Origin of the sequence: Cupriavidus sp. GA3-3, assembly GCF_000389805.1 — a bacterium.
In the GTDB taxonomy this organism is placed as follows: Bacteria; Pseudomonadota; Gammaproteobacteria; order Burkholderiales; family Burkholderiaceae; genus Cupriavidus; species Cupriavidus necator_D.
Genome location: NZ_KB944469.1, coordinates 69,780 through 85,692, shown reverse-complemented (window position 1 = coordinate 85,692; position 15,913 = coordinate 69,780). Strand labels below are relative to the sequence as shown.

At 64.3% G+C, this 15,913-nt stretch carries 15 protein-coding genes and 1 other RNA gene; 9 read left to right on the top strand and 7 right to left on the bottom strand.

The genetic code is table 11. From position 1 onward, the window contains the following. Nucleotides 1–4 precede the first annotated feature (4 nt). Complete coding sequence (locus tag C265_RS08570; RefSeq protein WP_010812974.1) at nt 5–406, bottom strand: hypothetical protein; 402 nt, start codon at nt 404–406, stop codon at nt 5–7. A gap of 64 nt (nt 407–470) precedes the next feature. After that, nucleotides 471–1,484, bottom strand: a complete 1,014-nt coding sequence (locus C265_RS08565) for a fimbrial protein (protein WP_010812973.1) — start codon at nt 1,482–1,484, stop codon at nt 471–473. A 419-nt stretch (nt 1,485–1,903) separates the two neighbouring features. On the opposite strand from C265_RS08565, the gene C265_RS08560 reads away from it, so the two are divergent. The 5 genes from C265_RS08560 (at nt 1,904) to C265_RS08540 (ending at nt 7,432) form a co-directional block, all read left to right on the top strand. Continuing rightward, nucleotides 1,904–2,971, top strand: coding sequence for a PAS domain S-box protein (locus C265_RS08560; RefSeq protein ID WP_010812972.1), 1,068 nt, complete (start codon nt 1,904–1,906; stop codon nt 2,969–2,971). Then, entirely contained in the window at nt 2,968–3,618 is a 651-nt protein-coding gene (locus tag C265_RS08555) for a response regulator transcription factor (protein WP_010812971.1), read from the top strand. The genes C265_RS08560 and C265_RS08555 overlap by 4 nt, the downstream gene beginning before the upstream one ends. Nucleotides 3,619–3,753: 135 nt before the next feature. Continuing rightward, nucleotides 3,754–5,022 (top strand): amidohydrolase family protein, encoded by a 1,269-nt coding sequence (locus tag C265_RS08550; RefSeq protein WP_010812970.1) that lies wholly within the window; start codon nt 3,754–3,756, stop codon nt 5,020–5,022. A gap of 37 nt (nt 5,023–5,059) precedes the next feature. Continuing rightward, nucleotides 5,060–5,596: a DUF1097 domain-containing protein gene (locus tag C265_RS08545; RefSeq protein ID WP_010812969.1), complete on the top strand. Its 537-nt coding sequence runs from the start codon at nt 5,060–5,062 to the stop codon at nt 5,594–5,596. Nucleotides 5,597–5,710: 114 nt separating this feature from the next. Further along, on the top strand, nt 5,711–7,432 hold the full coding sequence (locus tag C265_RS08540; protein WP_010812968.1) for a gamma-glutamyltransferase family protein: 1,722 nt from the start codon (nt 5,711–5,713) through the stop codon (nt 7,430–7,432). A 215-nt stretch (nt 7,433–7,647) separates the two neighbouring features. On the opposite strand, the gene C265_RS08535 is transcribed toward C265_RS08540, so the two are convergent. Beyond that, a complete protein-coding gene (locus C265_RS08535) occupies nt 7,648–7,869 on the bottom strand; it encodes a hypothetical protein (RefSeq protein WP_010812967.1) in 222 nt (73 codons plus the stop codon). A 162-nt stretch (nt 7,870–8,031) separates the two neighbouring features. On the opposite strand from C265_RS08535, the gene C265_RS32485 reads away from it, so the two are divergent. Further along, nucleotides 8,032–8,217 (top strand): hypothetical protein, encoded by a 186-nt coding sequence (locus C265_RS32485; RefSeq protein WP_153018154.1) that lies wholly within the window; start codon nt 8,032–8,034, stop codon nt 8,215–8,217. Here the strand turns inward: C265_RS32485 and ssrA are convergent. The 4 genes from ssrA to ompA all read right to left on the bottom strand — a co-directional run bounded on the left by ssrA (nt 8,182) and on the right by ompA (nt 10,832). Beyond that, nucleotides 8,182–8,540: a transfer-messenger RNA gene (ssrA, locus tag C265_RS31300) on the bottom strand. The genes C265_RS32485 and ssrA overlap by 36 nt on opposite strands. 83 nt (nt 8,541–8,623) lie before the next feature. Next, complete coding sequence (gph, locus tag C265_RS08530; RefSeq protein WP_010812966.1) at nt 8,624–9,298, bottom strand: phosphoglycolate phosphatase; 675 nt, start codon at nt 9,296–9,298, stop codon at nt 8,624–8,626. Beyond that, the gene (gene ubiG, locus C265_RS08525; protein ID WP_010812965.1) at nt 9,295–10,053 is read right to left on the bottom strand and encodes a bifunctional 2-polyprenyl-6-hydroxyphenol methylase/3-demethylubiquinol 3-O-methyltransferase UbiG; all 759 of its coding nucleotides are present in this window, start codon (nt 10,051–10,053) and stop codon (nt 9,295–9,297) included. The genes gph and ubiG overlap by 4 nt, the downstream gene beginning before the upstream one ends. Before the next feature lie 125 nt (nt 10,054–10,178). Next, the gene (gene ompA / locus C265_RS08520) at nt 10,179–10,832 is read right to left on the bottom strand and encodes an outer membrane protein OmpA (protein WP_010812964.1); all 654 of its coding nucleotides are present in this window, start codon (nt 10,830–10,832) and stop codon (nt 10,179–10,181) included. A 433-nt stretch (nt 10,833–11,265) separates the two neighbouring features. Here ompA and gyrA point away from each other — a divergent pair, with 433 nt between their 5' ends. The 3 genes from gyrA to serC all read left to right on the top strand — a co-directional run bounded on the left by gyrA (nt 11,266) and on the right by serC (nt 15,907). Next, nucleotides 11,266–13,932: a DNA gyrase subunit A gene (gene gyrA / locus C265_RS08515; protein ID WP_011614697.1), complete on the top strand. Its 2,667-nt coding sequence runs from the start codon at nt 11,266–11,268 to the stop codon at nt 13,930–13,932. 94 nt (nt 13,933–14,026) lie between these two features. Beyond that, nucleotides 14,027–14,590, top strand: a complete 564-nt coding sequence (locus C265_RS08510) for a DUF2059 domain-containing protein (RefSeq protein ID WP_010812962.1) — start codon at nt 14,027–14,029, stop codon at nt 14,588–14,590. 159 nt (nt 14,591–14,749) lie between these two features. Then, nucleotides 14,750–15,907 carry a 3-phosphoserine/phosphohydroxythreonine transaminase gene (gene serC / locus C265_RS08505; RefSeq protein ID WP_051398460.1) on the top strand — a complete coding sequence of 386 codons (1,158 nt, stop codon included), beginning with the start codon at nt 14,750–14,752 and terminating at the stop codon, nt 15,905–15,907. Nucleotides 15,908–15,913: the final 6 nt, after the last annotated feature.

Genomic DNA, 15,913 nt, shown 5'->3' with positions numbered 1-15,913 from the left:
GTTCCTAGTGCAGCATCTCGGATGCGTCGTCTTCGTCGTCCCAGTCATCGTGCATGACCGGCACGTCAGGCGCCATGTCGAACACCATCGAGTGGTAGCGCACGCTGAACCACTCGCGGAACATCTGCAGCGACAGTTCCTCGGGCCACATCGAGTCATCGAACCACTCGCCCAGCATGAATTCAAAGAATTCCTGCCAGCGCTTCTCGACCCAGCGCAAGGCGTTGTCGTGCGTATCGGCCAGCTCTTCCGGCAGCAGAAACACGCTCTGGTCCTCGCGCACCTGCTCTAGCGTGAGGCCGGCCACCGGCTGGGGATCGACCGCCTGGATCCAGTCCAGGAACGGCTGTTCCGGGACCAGCGCGACCATGGAACGGTTGATGGTGAAGCGGGGATGGTCAGACATGGCGAAAGCCTTCAAGGACTGCAACCGCCTATTGTAGTCCTTCGCCGTGCGGCTTCCGTGCGCGCTACTGATAATCCATGGTAAAGATCATCGCGCTTGATACCGTCCCCGGGGAGGGCGTGCCGCCAAGGCCGATGTAGCGCGCGCCGAAGCGGTATGTGGCGGGGACGTTGGCCGTGATGTTGCCCATCGCATTGCGCACCTGCAGGGGTACAGGCTCGGTGCCGCTCGCATTGACGATCTGCACGCCTGCGCCGCTGGCCATGCCGCCCGTCCCGGCAGTGACGATACCAAGGATGCCATTCGCGGCCGAGGCTACCGGCGTGCCTATGGCCCCGTCCAGTGTCATGCCAACAATCGCCGCGCCACTGCAGGTCAGCTGGATGGCGAAGGGCGTATTGCCGCCCGCGCCCTGGTTTGCGAGCGTCGTGGCACTGATTGCAGGCAGGTTGACCACGGGGGGATAGTTGGTGTTGCAGGCAATTTCCCGCGGTGTCACGTTGCCGCTGAAGCCGATATAGTTGTCGACGCCACCCAGTCCCCCTGCCGTGCTGCCCTTGTAGACGCCGAAGCCGAAGCGGGTCTGGGTGGGATCAAGATTGCCTGAAGTGATCGTCCCGGTCTTCACGAATTCCACCGATACCGACACCGAATAGTTCAGGCTGGCGTCCAGGTAGCCAAGGTTTGCGCTGCGGGTATCGCAGTTCAAGCCGGCTGCGTTGGTCATGGGCTGGCCCGCTGCATTGCGCAGCCGGATGCCGATGCCGGCGACTCCGGTGGAGTAGACGCCGGGCATGACTTCAGTGCCGCTGCCGTAGTAGCAGGAGATGATGGGAGCACCGGCCACCACGTACGGCGGCACGTTGGTACAGGTGCCGCTGAATGAGTAGTAATGCACTGTTCCGGGAATGGTGCTGCCGACGGCGAGGTTGGCGGCGACTGCCATGTTGCTGAGTGCCTGCAGATATGGCATCGCCGGCGTGGAGCTGCAGGCCGCATGAGCCAAATGCGGGACCGCAAAGCATGCAAGTACCACCAGCCAGTGGCGCAGGGTGCTGATTAGCTGTTTTCCGTTCATGGCAGGGCTCGCGGTGATGGCATGTGCGGCGCGCACAAACGGCCAGGTTGTGCGGCCCTCCGGCTTTCCGGCTTTCCGGCATGCCGGTTAAAGTTGCGCTACTACGATACGTGTGGCGCATTCCCGGCAGCAATAAGGCTTGCCTTAAATCTGGGTCAGAGATTTCATGCCACCGGAACGGAAGAACTGCCCAACAACCCCATGATCCACACCGTGTCGCAAGGCTCTGTGATCCGGACTTCCCGCTTTCGTGCAGGCATTGAGGAAAACGACAAGCGCATTGCCGCCGGTTGCTGGCTATAGTCTGCGAGGGGCTGCAGGCAGGCCATGCGGTCTGATGCGTGCAAGGCATGAATCAATTCTTGCCCGTCATGAATCGGGCGCCTGCCGACAAGGCAAAAGCCCGGCAAGGAGAAGTCATGGATACGTATGTCGACCTGCAGCGGGCCATACTGAACAACATACCGGACCAGGCCTGGTTGAAGGACGCCGGCTCCCGCTACGTCCTGGTCAATGACGCCTTCATGGCCGCATGCGGGCGGTCCGAGGCCGAGATTCTGGGCAGCACGCCGGACAAGGTGTGGTCGGAGGAATGGGGACAGGTCTACCTGGACACCGACAAGGCGGTGGTGGCCAGCGGCATCCGCCGGCGTTATGAGGAATGCCGTCACGGCCAGGACGGTAGCCTGCGCTGGTTCGATACCATCAAGATGCCGATTCGGGGCCAGGACGGCGCGGTCGTCGGCACGGTTGGCATCTCGCGCGACATTACCGACCGCAAGCGCTCCGAGCAGGAGTTGCTGGAATCGCGCGCGCAGCTGCGTGAGCTGTCCGCCTACCTGCAGTCCGTGCGCGAGGCGGAGCGCACCCGGATCTCACGCGAGCTGCACGATGAGCTTGGGCAGTCCCTGACGGCATTGCGCCTGGGACTCAGCTTTATCGAAGCGCAGCAGGGCCCCGATGCCGGCGACGCGTGCCGCAAGCATTTGCAGATGCTCAAGCAGATCGCGGATTCGACGGTGGACGCGGTGCAGCGCATCGCGGCAGACCTGCGCCCGCCGCTGCTGGATGAGCTGGGGCTGACCGCGGCGATCGAGTGGCTGGCCGAGTCTTTTTCCGAGCGCGGCGGCATCGCCTGCGAGCTGGCGCTGCAGCCCGTCGGCGAGCTCAGCGCCGAACTCAGCACCGCGGTCTTTCGCATCGCGCAGGAAGCGCTGACCAATGCCTGCCGCCATGGCCGCGCCGATCGCGTGCGGGTGGAGCTGAGCGCGGCCGGCGGGACCTTGCGGCTGGTGGTTGCCGACAACGGCCGCGGCATCGATGCGTCCAGGGCCGGGCATCGCCGCAGCCTGGGTTTGCTGGGGATGCGCGAGCGTGCGCTGATGCTGGGCGGCAAGCTGGCGGTAACCAGCGAGAAGGGCGGCGGCACCCGGGTCGAGGCGCAGATCCCCAATGCCGGCGCTGCCGGCAACGGAGGCGCAAGATGATCCGCCTGATGCTTGCCGACGACCACACCATCATCCGCGACGGGCTCAAGAAGATCTTCTCCACCGTGCCCGACATGCAGGTGGTGGCCGAAGCCGCCGACGGCTGCGAAGTGTTGGCGCTGCTGCGCGCGCAGACGCCGGACGTGCTGTTGCTGGACATGTCGATGCCGGGGCGCAGCGGCATCCTGCTGATCCAGCAGATACGGGCCGGCTATCCGGCGCTACCGATCCTGGTGCTGAGCATGTACCGCGAGTCGCAATATGCGGTGCAGGCTATCCGCGCGGGCGCGGCTGGCTACCTGACCAAGAATGTGGAGTCCGACCAGCTGCTCGGTGCCATCCGCAAGGTGGCGCGCGGCGGTACCGCGGTCTCGCCGGCGATTGCCGACAAGCTCCTCAGCCAGGCCCGGCAGCCCGATGCCATGTTGCCGCATGCACGCCTGACGGCGCGTGAACTGCAGGTGTTCCAGATGCTGGCCGAGGGGCTGGGCATCAACGAGGTCGCCGCGGCGCTGTCGCTCAGCGCCAAGACGGTAAGCACCCACAAGGCCAACATTCTCGGCAAGATGGATATCGCTTCGACGGCCGGGCTGGTGCACTACGCCATCCGCCACGGCCTGCTCGCCGAAGCCGGGGACGCGGCCTAGTCTGCTGCGGTGCGTCTAGGAAAATCCTTAGGTCGAATTCAGCCAATCCTGATGTAGTGATGCCGCCCCGGCACCTACGCTTCAGGTAGCGAAGCCCTGACTTCGCCTGCATAACAAGACCTGAGGAGACAAGCCATGCAGCTGGACCTGCTGATCCGGGACGCCTGTGTACGCGACGACGCGCCCCTGACCGATATCGCCATCCGCGACGGCCGTATCGCCGCCATCGAGCCCGGCATCGACGTGCCGGCGCATGAAGTGATCGAGACCGGCGGCCGCGCGGTCATCCCGGGGCTGGTCGAAGCGCACCTGCACCTGGACAAGGCTCTGCTGCACCGCCGCCTGCCGGCACGCTTCGGCACGCTGGACGAAGCCATCCGCGTCACCGGCATCCTGAAAAGCAAGCAGCAGCGCCAGGATGTGCTGGACCGCTCGCGCCAGGTGCTGGACATGGCGGTCAGGAACGGCACGGTGGCGATCCGCGCGCATCCCGATGTCGACCTGATCCAGGGGCTGATCGGGGTGGAGACGCTGCTTGAACTGAAATCGGAGTACCACGATCTGCTCGACCTGCAGATCGTGGCCTTCCCGCAAGAGGGCATCCTGAAATCGCAGGGCACCCGCGAGCTGCTGACAGAAGCCATGGACATGGGCGCCGATGTGGTCGGCGGCTGCCCGTACAACGAGCTGAGCTGGGCCGACACCATGCGCCATATCGACATGGTCTTCGAACTGGCGCAACGCTATGACGCGCCGGTCGACATGCATGCCGATTTTGCCGACGACACCGGCGACCAGCGCTTTGCCGCAGTGTCATATATCGCGCAGAAGACCATCGAAGCCGGCTACCAGGGGCGCGTGTCGCTGGGCCATGTCACGAGCCTGGGCGCGCTTGACGCGGCGCAGCTGCAGCCGCTGATCGAGCAGATCCGCGAGGCCGGCATCAACATCGTCACGCTGCCCGCCACCGATCTCTATCTCGGCGGCCGCAAGGACGTCCAGAACCAGCGCCGCGGGCTGGCGCCGGTGAAGGCCCTGCACAGCGGCGGCGTCAACGTGGCGTATTCCTCGAACAATATCCGCAACGCCTTCACGCCGTTCGGCAAGGCCGACATGCTGCAGATCGGCAACATGCTGGCGCACGTGGCCCAGTTCGGCGTGCCCGAGCACCAGCTCGCGGTGCTCGACATGGGCACGCACAACGCCGCGCGCGCGATGGGCCTGCACGACACCTATGGCCTCAAGGTCGGGCGCCAGGCTGACCTGGTCGTGCTCGATACCTTCCAGGTGGCCGATGCGCTGATCGACATCCCGCCGCGGCTGTGGGTGGTCAAGCGCGGCAAGATCACCGTAGTCACGCAGCATCGCTGCGAGATCCATCGGCACCGGTGCTGCCCACACTGACCGCAATGCCCGTTCCCCGTCCATCAAGGAGTCGATCATGAGAAAGCTGCCCGCCGAAGTCGTGGCTTCACTGCTTGCCATCACAACCGTTCCCATCGCCGCGCATGCCTCGCACCTGCCGCCATGGGCCATCTTCATCAGCTGGGCCGCGACCTTTGCCATGGGCGGTCCCACGCCGGAGAACCTGAAGAAGATCTGGCCGACACTGCCGGTGGGCTCGCTCTTTGCCTTTGTCATCGTGCTTTGCTTCCGCCAGGCGGCCGAGCAGTTCTCCGGGCCAGCGCTGATCGTGGCGGAGATGGTGATCCTGTTCGCGCTCAACGCTTCGATGATGTATCTCGCTCGCGTGTTCGTCACGCTGCGCTTCATCCCCGGCATGTTCTTTGGCTTTGCCTCGTATTTCGCCACGCTGTTCGGCGGCTTCGGCCCGGTGCCGGGCGATCCCGTTGTCGCGCTTGGCGCGGTGATCGCCATGAATGCGCTCGGACCGGCCTATGCCTGGATCAAGCATCACTACGCGGCACCGGAATCCGTTGCCGAACGCCCATGGCAAGGCTGGAAGACCGAGACCTGAGCCGACGCGTCCTGCCGGGTTTGCGTGCCAGGCGCAGCATGACCCGGCGCCATCATCGAATCGTTATCGCGGCTGCCAGCGTGGGCCGGCCGCGCGTATCCGGGGGAAGTGGGTATGGAATTTCTGGGTGAAGTGGATCCTTGCGGCACCGGCACGTCGCGCCGGGCATTCCTGGCCGGCTCGGCCGCGCTGGCGGGCAGCACCATATTGCCTGCCGTCGGCCAGGAACTGGCGCAGGAGCCGGCGCAATCCGGGCGCGCAGGGCTGGCGCATTCGTCCGCGGGCATGGTCACCAGCCCGCATGGACTGGCCAGCCAGGCGGGGCTGGAGGTATTGAAGGCCGGGGGCAACGCCATCGAGGCGGCGATTGCCATCGGCGCGGTGCTGAGCGTGACATACCCGCACTTTACCGGCCTGGGGGGCGACGCCTTCCTGGTGGTCAGCGACCGCGGCGGCAATGTGCGCACGTTCTCCGGCATCGGCCAGGCGGCGTCCGAGACCTCGGGCTATGCCGGCACGATTCCGCTGCGGGGCCCGGCAGCGGCACTCACTGCCGCCGCCACCGTTGCGATCTGGGACCGCGCCTTTGCCTTCAGCCGGGACCAGTGGGGCGGCACGCAGTCGTGGTCGGCGCTGCTGGCGCGGGCCACCGAGTACGCCGCCAACGGATTCCCGGTCACGCCGTCACAGTGCTTCTGGCAGGAGTTCCGCTCGGCGGACCTGTCAGGCTGGGATGGCTTCGGACAGGTCTTCATGCCAGACGGGCGCATGCCCAGGCCCGGCCAAATGTTCCGCCAGCCTGAGCTGGCCCGCACCCTGGACCGGGTGGCGACACAGGGCGGGCGCGAATTCTACGAGGGCGACCTCGCCGGTCGCCTTGCCGCCGGGCTGGCCAAGGCCGGCTCGCCGTTGCGCGAACAGGACCTGGCGCGCTGCCAGGCGCGCGAAGAAGTGCCGCTGCGCGTGGCCTACCGCGACGGCGAACTGCTCGGCCTGCGTCCGCCCACGCAAGGCGTGACCACGCTGGAGATCATGGGCATCCTCGACCGGTTCGATCTGTCCGGTATCCAGGAAGGCAGCGCAGACTATTACCACCTGCTGGTCGAGGCCGTGAAGCTGGCGTTCCTGGACCGCAACCGCTACGTCGCCGATCCCGATTTTGTCGACGTGCCGCTGGAGCGGCTGTTGTCCAGGTCCAATCTCGACGCCCACGCGCGCCGCATCCGCATGGACCGCGCCATGGCGTGGCCGCATGTGTTCAAGCCCGGCGACACCGTCTACATCGGCGCCGCCGACCGCGAGGGCCGCTGCGTGAGCATGCTGCAGACCGTCTATTTCGACTGGGGCAGCGGCCTGGTCGTCGGCGACACGGGGGTGCTCTGGCACAACCGCGGCGCATCGTTCAGCCTCGATCCCGCCAGCCCCAACGTGCTGCGCGGCGGCAAGCGGCCATTCCATACCCTCAATCCCGGCATCTACCTCAAGCAGGGCCGGCCGCACCTGCTGTACGGCACGCAAGGCGCCGACGGCCAGCCGCAGACACTGGCCGCGGTGCTGACACGGATGATCGACTACGGCATGGATCCGCTGACGGCTCTGCGCCGCCCGCGCTTCCTGCTGGGCAAGACCTTCTCGGACAGCCGCGACAGCCTCAAGCTGGAACAGGATGCCGGCCTGCCGGTGTTCAACGAGCTTGCCGCGCGCGGCCATCAACTGAGCCCGATCCCTGCGCAAAGCCAGCTGGCCGGTCATCCGGGCGCGATCCGGATCGATACCGGCGGGCAGCTTAGCGGCGCGCACGACCCGCGCAGCGATGGCCGGGCGCTGGGGGTATAGCGCGCGGCGCCCGGCGCCGGCGGCGCTTCCCGGTGACGCTGCGTTGTACCGGTGCGTCACCCAAAGAAAGAGCCCTCGGCCAGGGAGGACGAGGGCCACAAGTGGTAGCGGGCGAGTCGCAGTACGCCCGCATACCATGATGGCGCCGCTACGCGATCCGGGCATCCCCAATTCTGGGGATGTTGCTTTCCACTGCGCGCTGACAGCACCAACCATCAATGGAGCAAAGGGACGTGCAATTCCCTGAAATCGAACGCGTCCGATTTGTCATTGATGCCATGAATGGTCAGGACGGCATCGTGGGTCATCGCCAGCTGCAGGCCTGCGGCAATCGCGGCATCGCGTGACGGGTAGACCGGTCCCGGGTTGTCGGGGTCGTATTCGAGGGCCCACTGCGCGTCTCGGGTGAGGATGACCTCGATGGACTTGATTGGCATCGCCAACTCCGTTTCTTGTGGACGATGTGCGGTCGCGCCGGCGTGGAGAAAGGGCCTGGCAACGGGGAGCCGGTGCCAGGCGTCCGCCTGTGGAGCACTGTGATGCTGATGCCGTGCATGGCCCGGCCTGCAGCGATTCCAGCGTAGGCCAGGGCTGGGGACATGACTGTAAACAACTGCAAAGGCTGCGGTGCGATTTGGTTACCGTCCTGGAAAACAGATGGCGGGGTATCCGCTGCCAAAGAAAAAACCCGCGAAGCCTTCGGCTATCGCGGGTTTCTAGACCTGCAGGTGCTGCATCGGACTGAATACTGGTGGAGCCGGCGGGAATCGAACCCGCGTCCGTAAGCCCTCCACAGAGAGTTCTACATACTTAGTTCTGTCATTTGATTTAACCGGCGCATCGCGGACGAACACGCTCTACGACGGCGAGTCACTAGGTTTTCGTCCCCGGCTTCGTGACCCTTCCGGAGCTTATCTGACGTAAATGACCTCGCGTGGTCTTGCGACCCTAGCCCGTCAGCGAGCCAGTGCGAGGACGGCCGCAATTAAGCGGCCAGTGCGTAACGTTCGTCGTTAGCAGTTATTGCATTCCCATTGATTAACGAGGTGACGGGTCCTCGGTATGCCCTCCACTGCTTTGTAACCCACGTCGAAACCAGGTCGGCCCCAGTGAGGAAGCTGGATTGTACCCGGTTGGACGCAAGCTGTCGCGGGGAGTTCCGGGAACGGCCAGGATACCCCTGCGACACAATCAGGCGACCACGGCGGGCAACAGCAGCGGGATCAGCTCGGCCGGGTGGCGGATCAGGTGGTCGGCGCCCCAGGTCTCGGGCGGCTCGGCGTCGCCGCAATAGCCATAGGCGGCTGTGACGGTGATCATGCCGGCGGCCTTGCCGGCCTGGATGTCGCGCAGGTCATCGCCCACATAGACGCACTGGCGCGGGTCGACGCCGGCGCTTGCCGCGGCATGCAGCAGCGGGGCGGGGTGCGGCTTGGCGTGGGGCGTGGTGTCGCCGCTGACGACCGCGCTGGCGCGCGGGGCCAGGCCGATCGCGGCGACCAACGGCACGGTGAAGCGGGCGATCTTGTTGGTGACGATGCCCCACGGGATGCCCGCTGCCTCGAGCGCGGCCAGCACTTGCGGCATGCCGTCGAACAGGCGCGTGTGCACCGCGATGTCGGCCTCGTAGTAGTCCAGGAAGACATCGCGCAGCGCCGGGAACTCTGCATCCTCCGGACGCAGGCCGAAGGCTGCACCCAGCAGTCCACGCGCGCCGTGCGAGGCGACGGGACGCAGTTTTTCATAGGCCACCGGCGCCTGGCCGCGCTCGACGACCAGCCGGTTGGCCGCCGCCGCCAGGTCCGGCGCGGTATCTGCCAGCGTGCCGTCCAGGTCGAAGAAGACCCCTGCGATGCCGGCGCTCATGCTGCCACCCGGCGGAACGCCATCATGTAGTTCACATCGGTGTCGCTGCCCAGCGCATACACCTGCGACAGCGGGTTGTAGGTCATGCCGCGCATTTCCACCAGGTCCAGCCTGGCCTGGCGGGCAAAGCGCGCGAGCTCGGACGGCGTGATGAACTTGTCGTAGTCGTGCGTGCCGCGCGGCAGCATGTTGAGCACATATTCCGCGCCGACGATGGCCAGCAGGTAGGCCTTCAGGTTGCGGTTGATGGTCGAGAAGAACACATAGCCGCCGGGCTTGACCAGCGTGGCACAGGCTTGCACGATCGACGCCGGATCCGGCACGTGCTCCAGCATCTCCATGCAGGTCACCACATCGACGCTGGCCGGTTCACGTGCGGCCAGCGCTTCTGCGGCGATCTCTTCATAGGTCACGGCAACCCCGGTCTCCAGGCTGTGCAGGTCCGCTACCTTCAGTGCCTTGGTCGAGAGATCGATACCGCGCACCGTGGCGCCCAGGCGTGCCATGCTTTCGGACAGGATGCCGCCGCCGCAACCCACGTCGACCACGCGCTTGCCGGCCAGACCGGCGATGCCGTCGATCCAGCGCAGGCGCAGCGGGTTCAGCTCATGCAGCGGCTTGAACTCGCTTTCCGGGTCCCACCAGCGGTGGGCCAGTTCGCTGAACTTGTCGATTTCCTTCGGATCGGCATTGCCGCGCGGCAGGTCCTGATTGGCGGCGCCGGCTGCGGAAAGGGTTTGCGATTGCAACGTCATCGTATGCGGGGCCGGCGGCACTAGCCGCGCCGGCGGTGTGAAGGGAAGAGAGGGACAGTCCGGGCAACTGTACCAAAAAAAAAGCCCAGCTTGCGCTGGGCCTTTCGTCGTCGGAAAGAATCCGATTAACGTGCGCTGCGGGTGCCGACCACTTCGACTTCCACGCGGCGGTTCGGCTGCTGGCAGGCGATCTGGGACTTGCGGTTGCCCTTGCACGACTTCGGATCGACCTTCAGCTGGCGCTTGCCCTTGCCTTCGGTGTAGACGCGGTTGGCTTCAACGCCCTTGCTCACCAGGTAAGCCTTGACCGATTCAGCACGACGGATCGACAGGCGATCGTTGTACTTGTCCGAACCGAACGAGTCGGTGTGGCCAACGGCGATGATGACTTCCAGGGTGATGCCTTGCAGCTTCGAGACCAGGTCGTCCAGCTTGGCCTTGCCTTCCGGCTTCAGGACAGCCTTGTCGAAGTCGAACAGGGTGTCAGCAGCGAAAGTGACCTTCTCGCTCGAGACGACCGGAGGAGCCACCGGAGCCGGTGCCGGTGCCGGTGCGGCCGGGGCCAGGGCGCCGTCGCACAGCGCGTTGGCGGTGGCCGGGGTCCAGGAGCTGTCGCGCCAGCAGAGCTCGTTCGTGCCATTCTTCCACACGTACTCGCTCGTACCGTTGCCCCAGTTGTCGTTCACTGCCTTCTTTTCATAAGGGACGGACTGAGCTTGAGCGGATGCAGCCATTACTGCGGTAGCTGCAACGAGCGCGAGCTTGGCAAATTTTTTCATATTTCTCCTCTCAGGATGAGATCACCGCAGGGTTACTGCGAGCAAATGGACGAAAACAAGTCATACATTCTTCGGAGTATAACATTCTCGATGTGGTGGATGCTCCACTTCGAACAATGTCTGGCTCTTCGCTGGGGAATTGTGCCACAAGGGTCGTTTCCTAAGAAGTAAATATATTCGATTCGCCGCATGGGTTTTGGGCCTGTGGTGTTTGTGCAACATAGGTCTTGTGTCGCCCGCAAAGCCTTGTGGCATCAGGGATTCCGGGTTTCAGCGAGGGCCTCGGGAGGTGTGCGCAAGGGCTGTCCGGAGAGCGGCAGGCGGGGGGTGGCGGCATGTTAGAATGACACGTTGCCCAGCCGTCAGGCGCCCACTGTGCCGCGCGCTAAAGGGCCTGTCATTCGCTTAAACCTGCCGCATAAACCACGCCGCAATGGATCCATTCGCAAAAGAAACCCTTCCGGTCTCCCTCGAAGAGGAAATGCGCCGCTCCTATCTCGATTACGCCATGAGCGTGATCGTGGGCCGGGCGCTTCCTGATGTGCGGGACGGCCTGAAACCGGTGCACCGGCGCGTGCTGTTTGCGATGCACGAGCTTAACAACGACTGGAACCGACCCTACAAGAAGTCGGCCCGTATCGTCGGTGATGTGATCGGTAAGTATCACCCGCACGGCGATACCGCAGTCTACGACACCATCGTCCGCATGGCGCAGGACTTCTCGCTGCGCTACATGCTGGTCGACGGCCAGGGTAATTTCGGTTCGGTCGACGGCGATAACGCCGCGGCCATGCGTTATACCGAAATCCGCCTGGCGAAAATCGCCCACGAGATGCTGTTCGACATCGACAAGGAAACCGTCGATTTCGACAGCAACTACGACGGCTCTGAAAAAGAGCCTTCGATCCTGCCGGCGCGTATTCCCAATCTGCTAATCAACGGTTCGTCCGGTATTGCGGTGGGCATGGCCACCAATATCCCGCCGCATAACCTGAATGAAATCGTCGATGGCTGTCTGCACCTGCTGCGCAACCCGCAGGCGACGGTGGATGAACTGATTGAATTGATTCCGGCGCCTGATTTTCCGACCGCCGGGATTATCTATGGCATCCAGGGCGTTCGCGAAGGCTATCGCACCGGCCGCGGCCGCGTGGTGATGCGGGCCAAGACGCACTTCGAGGACATCGACCGCGGCCAGCGCCAGGCGATCATCGTCGACGAGCTGCCCTACCAGGTCAACAAGCGCACCTTGCTCGAACGCATCGCCGAACTGGTCACTGAAAAGAAGATCGAGGGCATTTCCGACATCCGCGACGAGTCGGACAAGTCCGGCATGCGCGTGGTGATCGAGCTCAAGCGCAACGAGGTGCCCGAGGTTGTTCTCAACAACCTATATAAGAACACCCAGCTGCAGGACACCTTCGGCATGAACATGGTGGCGCTGGTCGACCGCCAGCCGCGCCTGCTGAACCTGCGCCAGATGCTGGAGTACTTCCTGGCGCACCGGCGAGAAGTCGTCACCCGCCGCACGGTATTCGAGCTGCGCAAGGCGCGCGAGCGCGGCCACGTGCTGGAAGGCCTGGCCGTCGCGCTGGCCAACATCGACGAATTCATCGCCATCATCAAGGCCGCACCGACTCCGCCGATCGCCAAGCAGGAACTGATGGCGAAGGCATGGGATTCGGCCCTGGTCCGCGAAATGCTTGCGCGCGCCGAAGGCGAGACCCCGGGCGGCCGCGCCTCCTATCGTCCGGACGGGCTGCCGCCGGTGTTCGGCATGCAGGCAGACGGCCTGTACCGCCTGTCGGATGGCCAGGCGCAGGAAATCCTGCAAATGCGCCTGCAACGCCTCACCGGGCTCGAACAGGACAAGATCGTCCAGGAATATCGCGACATCATGGCGGTAATCACCGACCTGCTGGATATCCTGGCGCGGCCGGAGCGTATTACTGCAATCATCGTCGACGAACTCACCGCTATCCGCGCCGAATTCGGCGATGAGCGCCGTTCGCAGATCGAGCTGAACGCGACCGAGCTGGACACCGAAGACCTGATCACCCCGCAGGACATGGTGGTCACGCTGTCGCACAGCGGCTATATGAAGAGCCAGCCGATTTCCGAGTACCGCGCGCAAAAGCGTGGCGGACGCGGCAAGCAGGCGGCAGCGACCAAGGAAGACGACTGGATTGACACGCTGTTCGTGGCCAATACCCACGACTACATCCTGTGCTTCTCCAACCGCGGCCGGCTCTACTGGCTGAAGGTGTATGAGGTGCCGCAGGGCTCGCGCAACTCGCGCGGGCGCCCGATCGTCAACATGTTCCCGCTGTCCGAAGGCGAGAAGATCAATGTGATCCTGCCGGTCAAGCAGTTTGACGCCGAGCACTTCATCTTTATGGCCACCGCCCGCGGCACGGTCAAGAAGACCGCGCTGACCGAGTTCTCCAATCCGCGCAAGGCCGGCATCATCGCGGTCGACCTGGACGAGGGCGACTACCTGATCGGCGCGGCCGTGACCGACGGCCAGCACGATGTGATGCTGTTCTCCGATGCCGGCAAGGCCGTGCGCTTCGACGAGAACGACGTGCGTCCGATGGGCCGCCAGGCGCGCGGCGTGCGCGGCATGAACCTGGAAGACGGCCAGACCGTGATCGCCATGCTGGTGGCGCCGGCCGAGACCGCCGAAGAGGCTGAGGCGGGCATGCGCGGCAGCGTGCTGACCGCGACCGAGAACGGCTACGGCAAGCGCACCCCCATTGCTGAGTACACTCGACACGGTCGCGGCACCAAGGGCATGATTGCGATCCAGACGAGCGAGCGCAATGGCCGTGTGGTGGCGGCAGCACTGGTTTCGCCCGAGGATGAGATCATGCTGATCACCACCGGTGGCGTGCTGATCCGTACCCGCGTGGCTGAAATCCGCGAAATGGGCCGCGCCACGCAGGGTGTCACGCTGATCAACGTTGACGAAGGCACCAAGTTGTCCGGGCTGCAGCGCATCGTCGAAAGCGATGCCGATAACGGTGCCGGTGGCGACGAGGCTGAAGACGCCGACGGTGCAGAAGGTGCTGCCGGGGCCGACTTGGACGCTAATCCGTAAGACAAATCGTAAATTGTTGCAACAATAGGACGCCCGCCGGAACTCGCGTCGCGGCTGTCCGGACTAAAACGGACGTATTTACCAGGGAGTCACAATGCTCAAAACCTATCGACGTATCGCAGTTCTGGCCGCTTTCGTTCCGACCTTCATGATGGCGCAGCACGCCCATGCGCAGGATGCGGAAAAGACAGCAGCCATCAAGGAACTGCTTTCCGTCATGCAGGCAGACCAGGCTGTCAAGGGCCAGGCCGAAAACTGGCAGCAAGGCGCCAAGCAGGAAGCTCCGCTGGTGCTGGAACAAGTGCTGGTCGAGAACAAGACCCTGAACGACAAGCAGAAGCAGGCCGCTGTCGAAAAGCTGAAGAAGAACGGCGCGGTCCAGCGCATGGTTGACGGCGCCGGCTCGGCCTTCAGCACCGATGGCTTCCGCAAGGACGCGATCCAGGCGCACTACGATGCCTTCGGCAAGTACTACTCGACGGCGGAACTCAAGGACCTGACCACCTTCCTGAAGTCGCCGACCGGCCAGAAGTTCATGGCCAACCAGGGCAAGGCGACCCAGGAGATCTGGGGTTCGATGATGCAGAAGTACGGCCCGCAGGTCGGCAAGTCGATGCGCGACGCCGCAGAGAAGGAAATCACCGCCGCTTCGAAGTGATGCTGGCGTGATCCGCCACTGAATCAGACCGCCGTCCGCCTGCAGCCTTGCAGGCAAGTGCGGCCCCGGGGCCTGGCCCCGGGTGCCCAACGGGGCGCGGGTTTGAGGGATAATGGCTGCTTGGGTAACACCGGCAGCCATTTTTCCATTCCCCGTCTCATGAACGATCCCCAGAATCCCGCTCTTGCCGGCATGATGCAGCGTGCATTAGCCGAACGTGTCTACAACTTCTCCCCTGGCCCGGCGGCGCTGCCCGCCGAAGTGCTGCAGCAGGCTGCCGAGGAGATGCTGTCCTGGCACGGGACCGGGGTTTCGGTGATGGAAATGAGCCACCGCAGCCGCGAATTCGAAAGCATCCATAACGAAGCGATCGCTGACCTGCGCGAGTTGCTGCACATCCCCGCCAATTTCAAGGTGCTGTTCCTGCAAGGTGGCGCCATTGGCGAAAACGCCATCGTGCCGCTGAACCTGATGCGGCTGCGCAGCGCCGAGCAGCCCAAGGCCGATTTCGTCGTCACCGGCACCTGGTCGGTCAAGACCGAGCAGGAAGCCCGCCGCTATGGCGCGGTCAATATCGCGGCCACCAGCGAGGCGGAGAAATTCCACCGCATCCCCGACATTGCTGACTGGAAGCTGTCGGACGATGCCGGCTACGTGCACCTGTGCACCAACGAGACCATCGTCGGCGTGGAGTTTCAGGACATTCCCGATATCGGCCAGGTCAAGGGCGACCGCGTGGTGGTGGCGGATGCTTCCAGCCATATCCTGTCGCGCCCGATCGACTGGTCGCGCGTGCAGGTGGTCTACGGCGGCGCGCAGAAGAATATCGGCCCGGCCGGCGTCACCATCGTGATCGTGCGCGACGACCTGATCGGCCATGCCCACCCGCTGTGCCCGTCGGCATTCAACTGGCGCCTGGTGGCCGAGCACAACTCGATGTACAACACGCCGCCGACCTATGCGATCTATATCGCCGGCCTGGTCTTCAAGTGGCTCAAGCGCCAGGGCGGCGTGCCCGCGATCGAGCAGCGCAATATCGCCAAGGCGTCGGCGCTGTACAACTACCTGGACCAGAGCGATTTCTATCGCAACGAGATCCATCCGAGCTGCCGCTCGCGCATGAACGTGCCGTTCTTCCTGGGCGACGAATCGCGCAATGAAGTGTTCCTGCAACAGGCGCGGGCCAACGGCCTGGTGCAACTCAAGGGACACAAGACCGTTGGCGGCATGCGCGCCAGCATCTATAACGCGATGCCGCTGGAAGGCGTGATGGCGCTGGTCGATTTCATGCGCGAGTTCGAGCGTACGTCCGCCTGACGCGCA

What these genes read in the sequence shown, in the direction of transcription:
- C265_RS08570 (WP_010812974.1), bottom strand. Translation starts at nt 406, where the DNA reads ATGTCTGACCATCCCCGCTTCACCATCAACCGTTCCATGGTCGCGCTG.
- C265_RS08565 (WP_010812973.1), bottom strand. Translation starts at nt 1,484, where the DNA reads ATGAACGGAAAACAGCTAATCAGCACCCTGCGCCACTGGCTGGTGGTA.
- C265_RS08560 (WP_010812972.1), top strand. Translation starts at nt 1,904, where the DNA reads ATGGATACGTATGTCGACCTGCAGCGGGCCATACTGAACAACATACCG.
- C265_RS08555 (WP_010812971.1), top strand. Translation starts at nt 2,968, where the DNA reads ATGATCCGCCTGATGCTTGCCGACGACCACACCATCATCCGCGACGGG.
- C265_RS08550 (WP_010812970.1), top strand. Translation starts at nt 3,754, where the DNA reads ATGCAGCTGGACCTGCTGATCCGGGACGCCTGTGTACGCGACGACGCG.
- C265_RS08545 (WP_010812969.1), top strand. Translation starts at nt 5,060, where the DNA reads ATGAGAAAGCTGCCCGCCGAAGTCGTGGCTTCACTGCTTGCCATCACA.
- C265_RS08540 (WP_010812968.1), top strand. Translation starts at nt 5,711, where the DNA reads ATGGAATTTCTGGGTGAAGTGGATCCTTGCGGCACCGGCACGTCGCGC.
- C265_RS08535 (WP_010812967.1), bottom strand. Translation starts at nt 7,869, where the DNA reads ATGCCAATCAAGTCCATCGAGGTCATCCTCACCCGAGACGCGCAGTGG.
- C265_RS32485 (WP_153018154.1), top strand. Translation starts at nt 8,032, where the DNA reads ATGACTGTAAACAACTGCAAAGGCTGCGGTGCGATTTGGTTACCGTCC.
- gph (WP_010812966.1), bottom strand. Translation starts at nt 9,298, where the DNA reads ATGAGCGCCGGCATCGCAGGGGTCTTCTTCGACCTGGACGGCACGCTG.
- ubiG (WP_010812965.1), bottom strand. Translation starts at nt 10,053, where the DNA reads ATGACGTTGCAATCGCAAACCCTTTCCGCAGCCGGCGCCGCCAATCAG.
- ompA (WP_010812964.1), bottom strand. Translation starts at nt 10,832, where the DNA reads ATGAAAAAATTTGCCAAGCTCGCGCTCGTTGCAGCTACCGCAGTAATG.
- gyrA (WP_011614697.1), top strand. Translation starts at nt 11,266, where the DNA reads ATGGATCCATTCGCAAAAGAAACCCTTCCGGTCTCCCTCGAAGAGGAA.
- C265_RS08510 (WP_010812962.1), top strand. Translation starts at nt 14,027, where the DNA reads ATGCTCAAAACCTATCGACGTATCGCAGTTCTGGCCGCTTTCGTTCCG.
- serC (WP_051398460.1), top strand. Translation starts at nt 14,750, where the DNA reads ATGAACGATCCCCAGAATCCCGCTCTTGCCGGCATGATGCAGCGTGCA.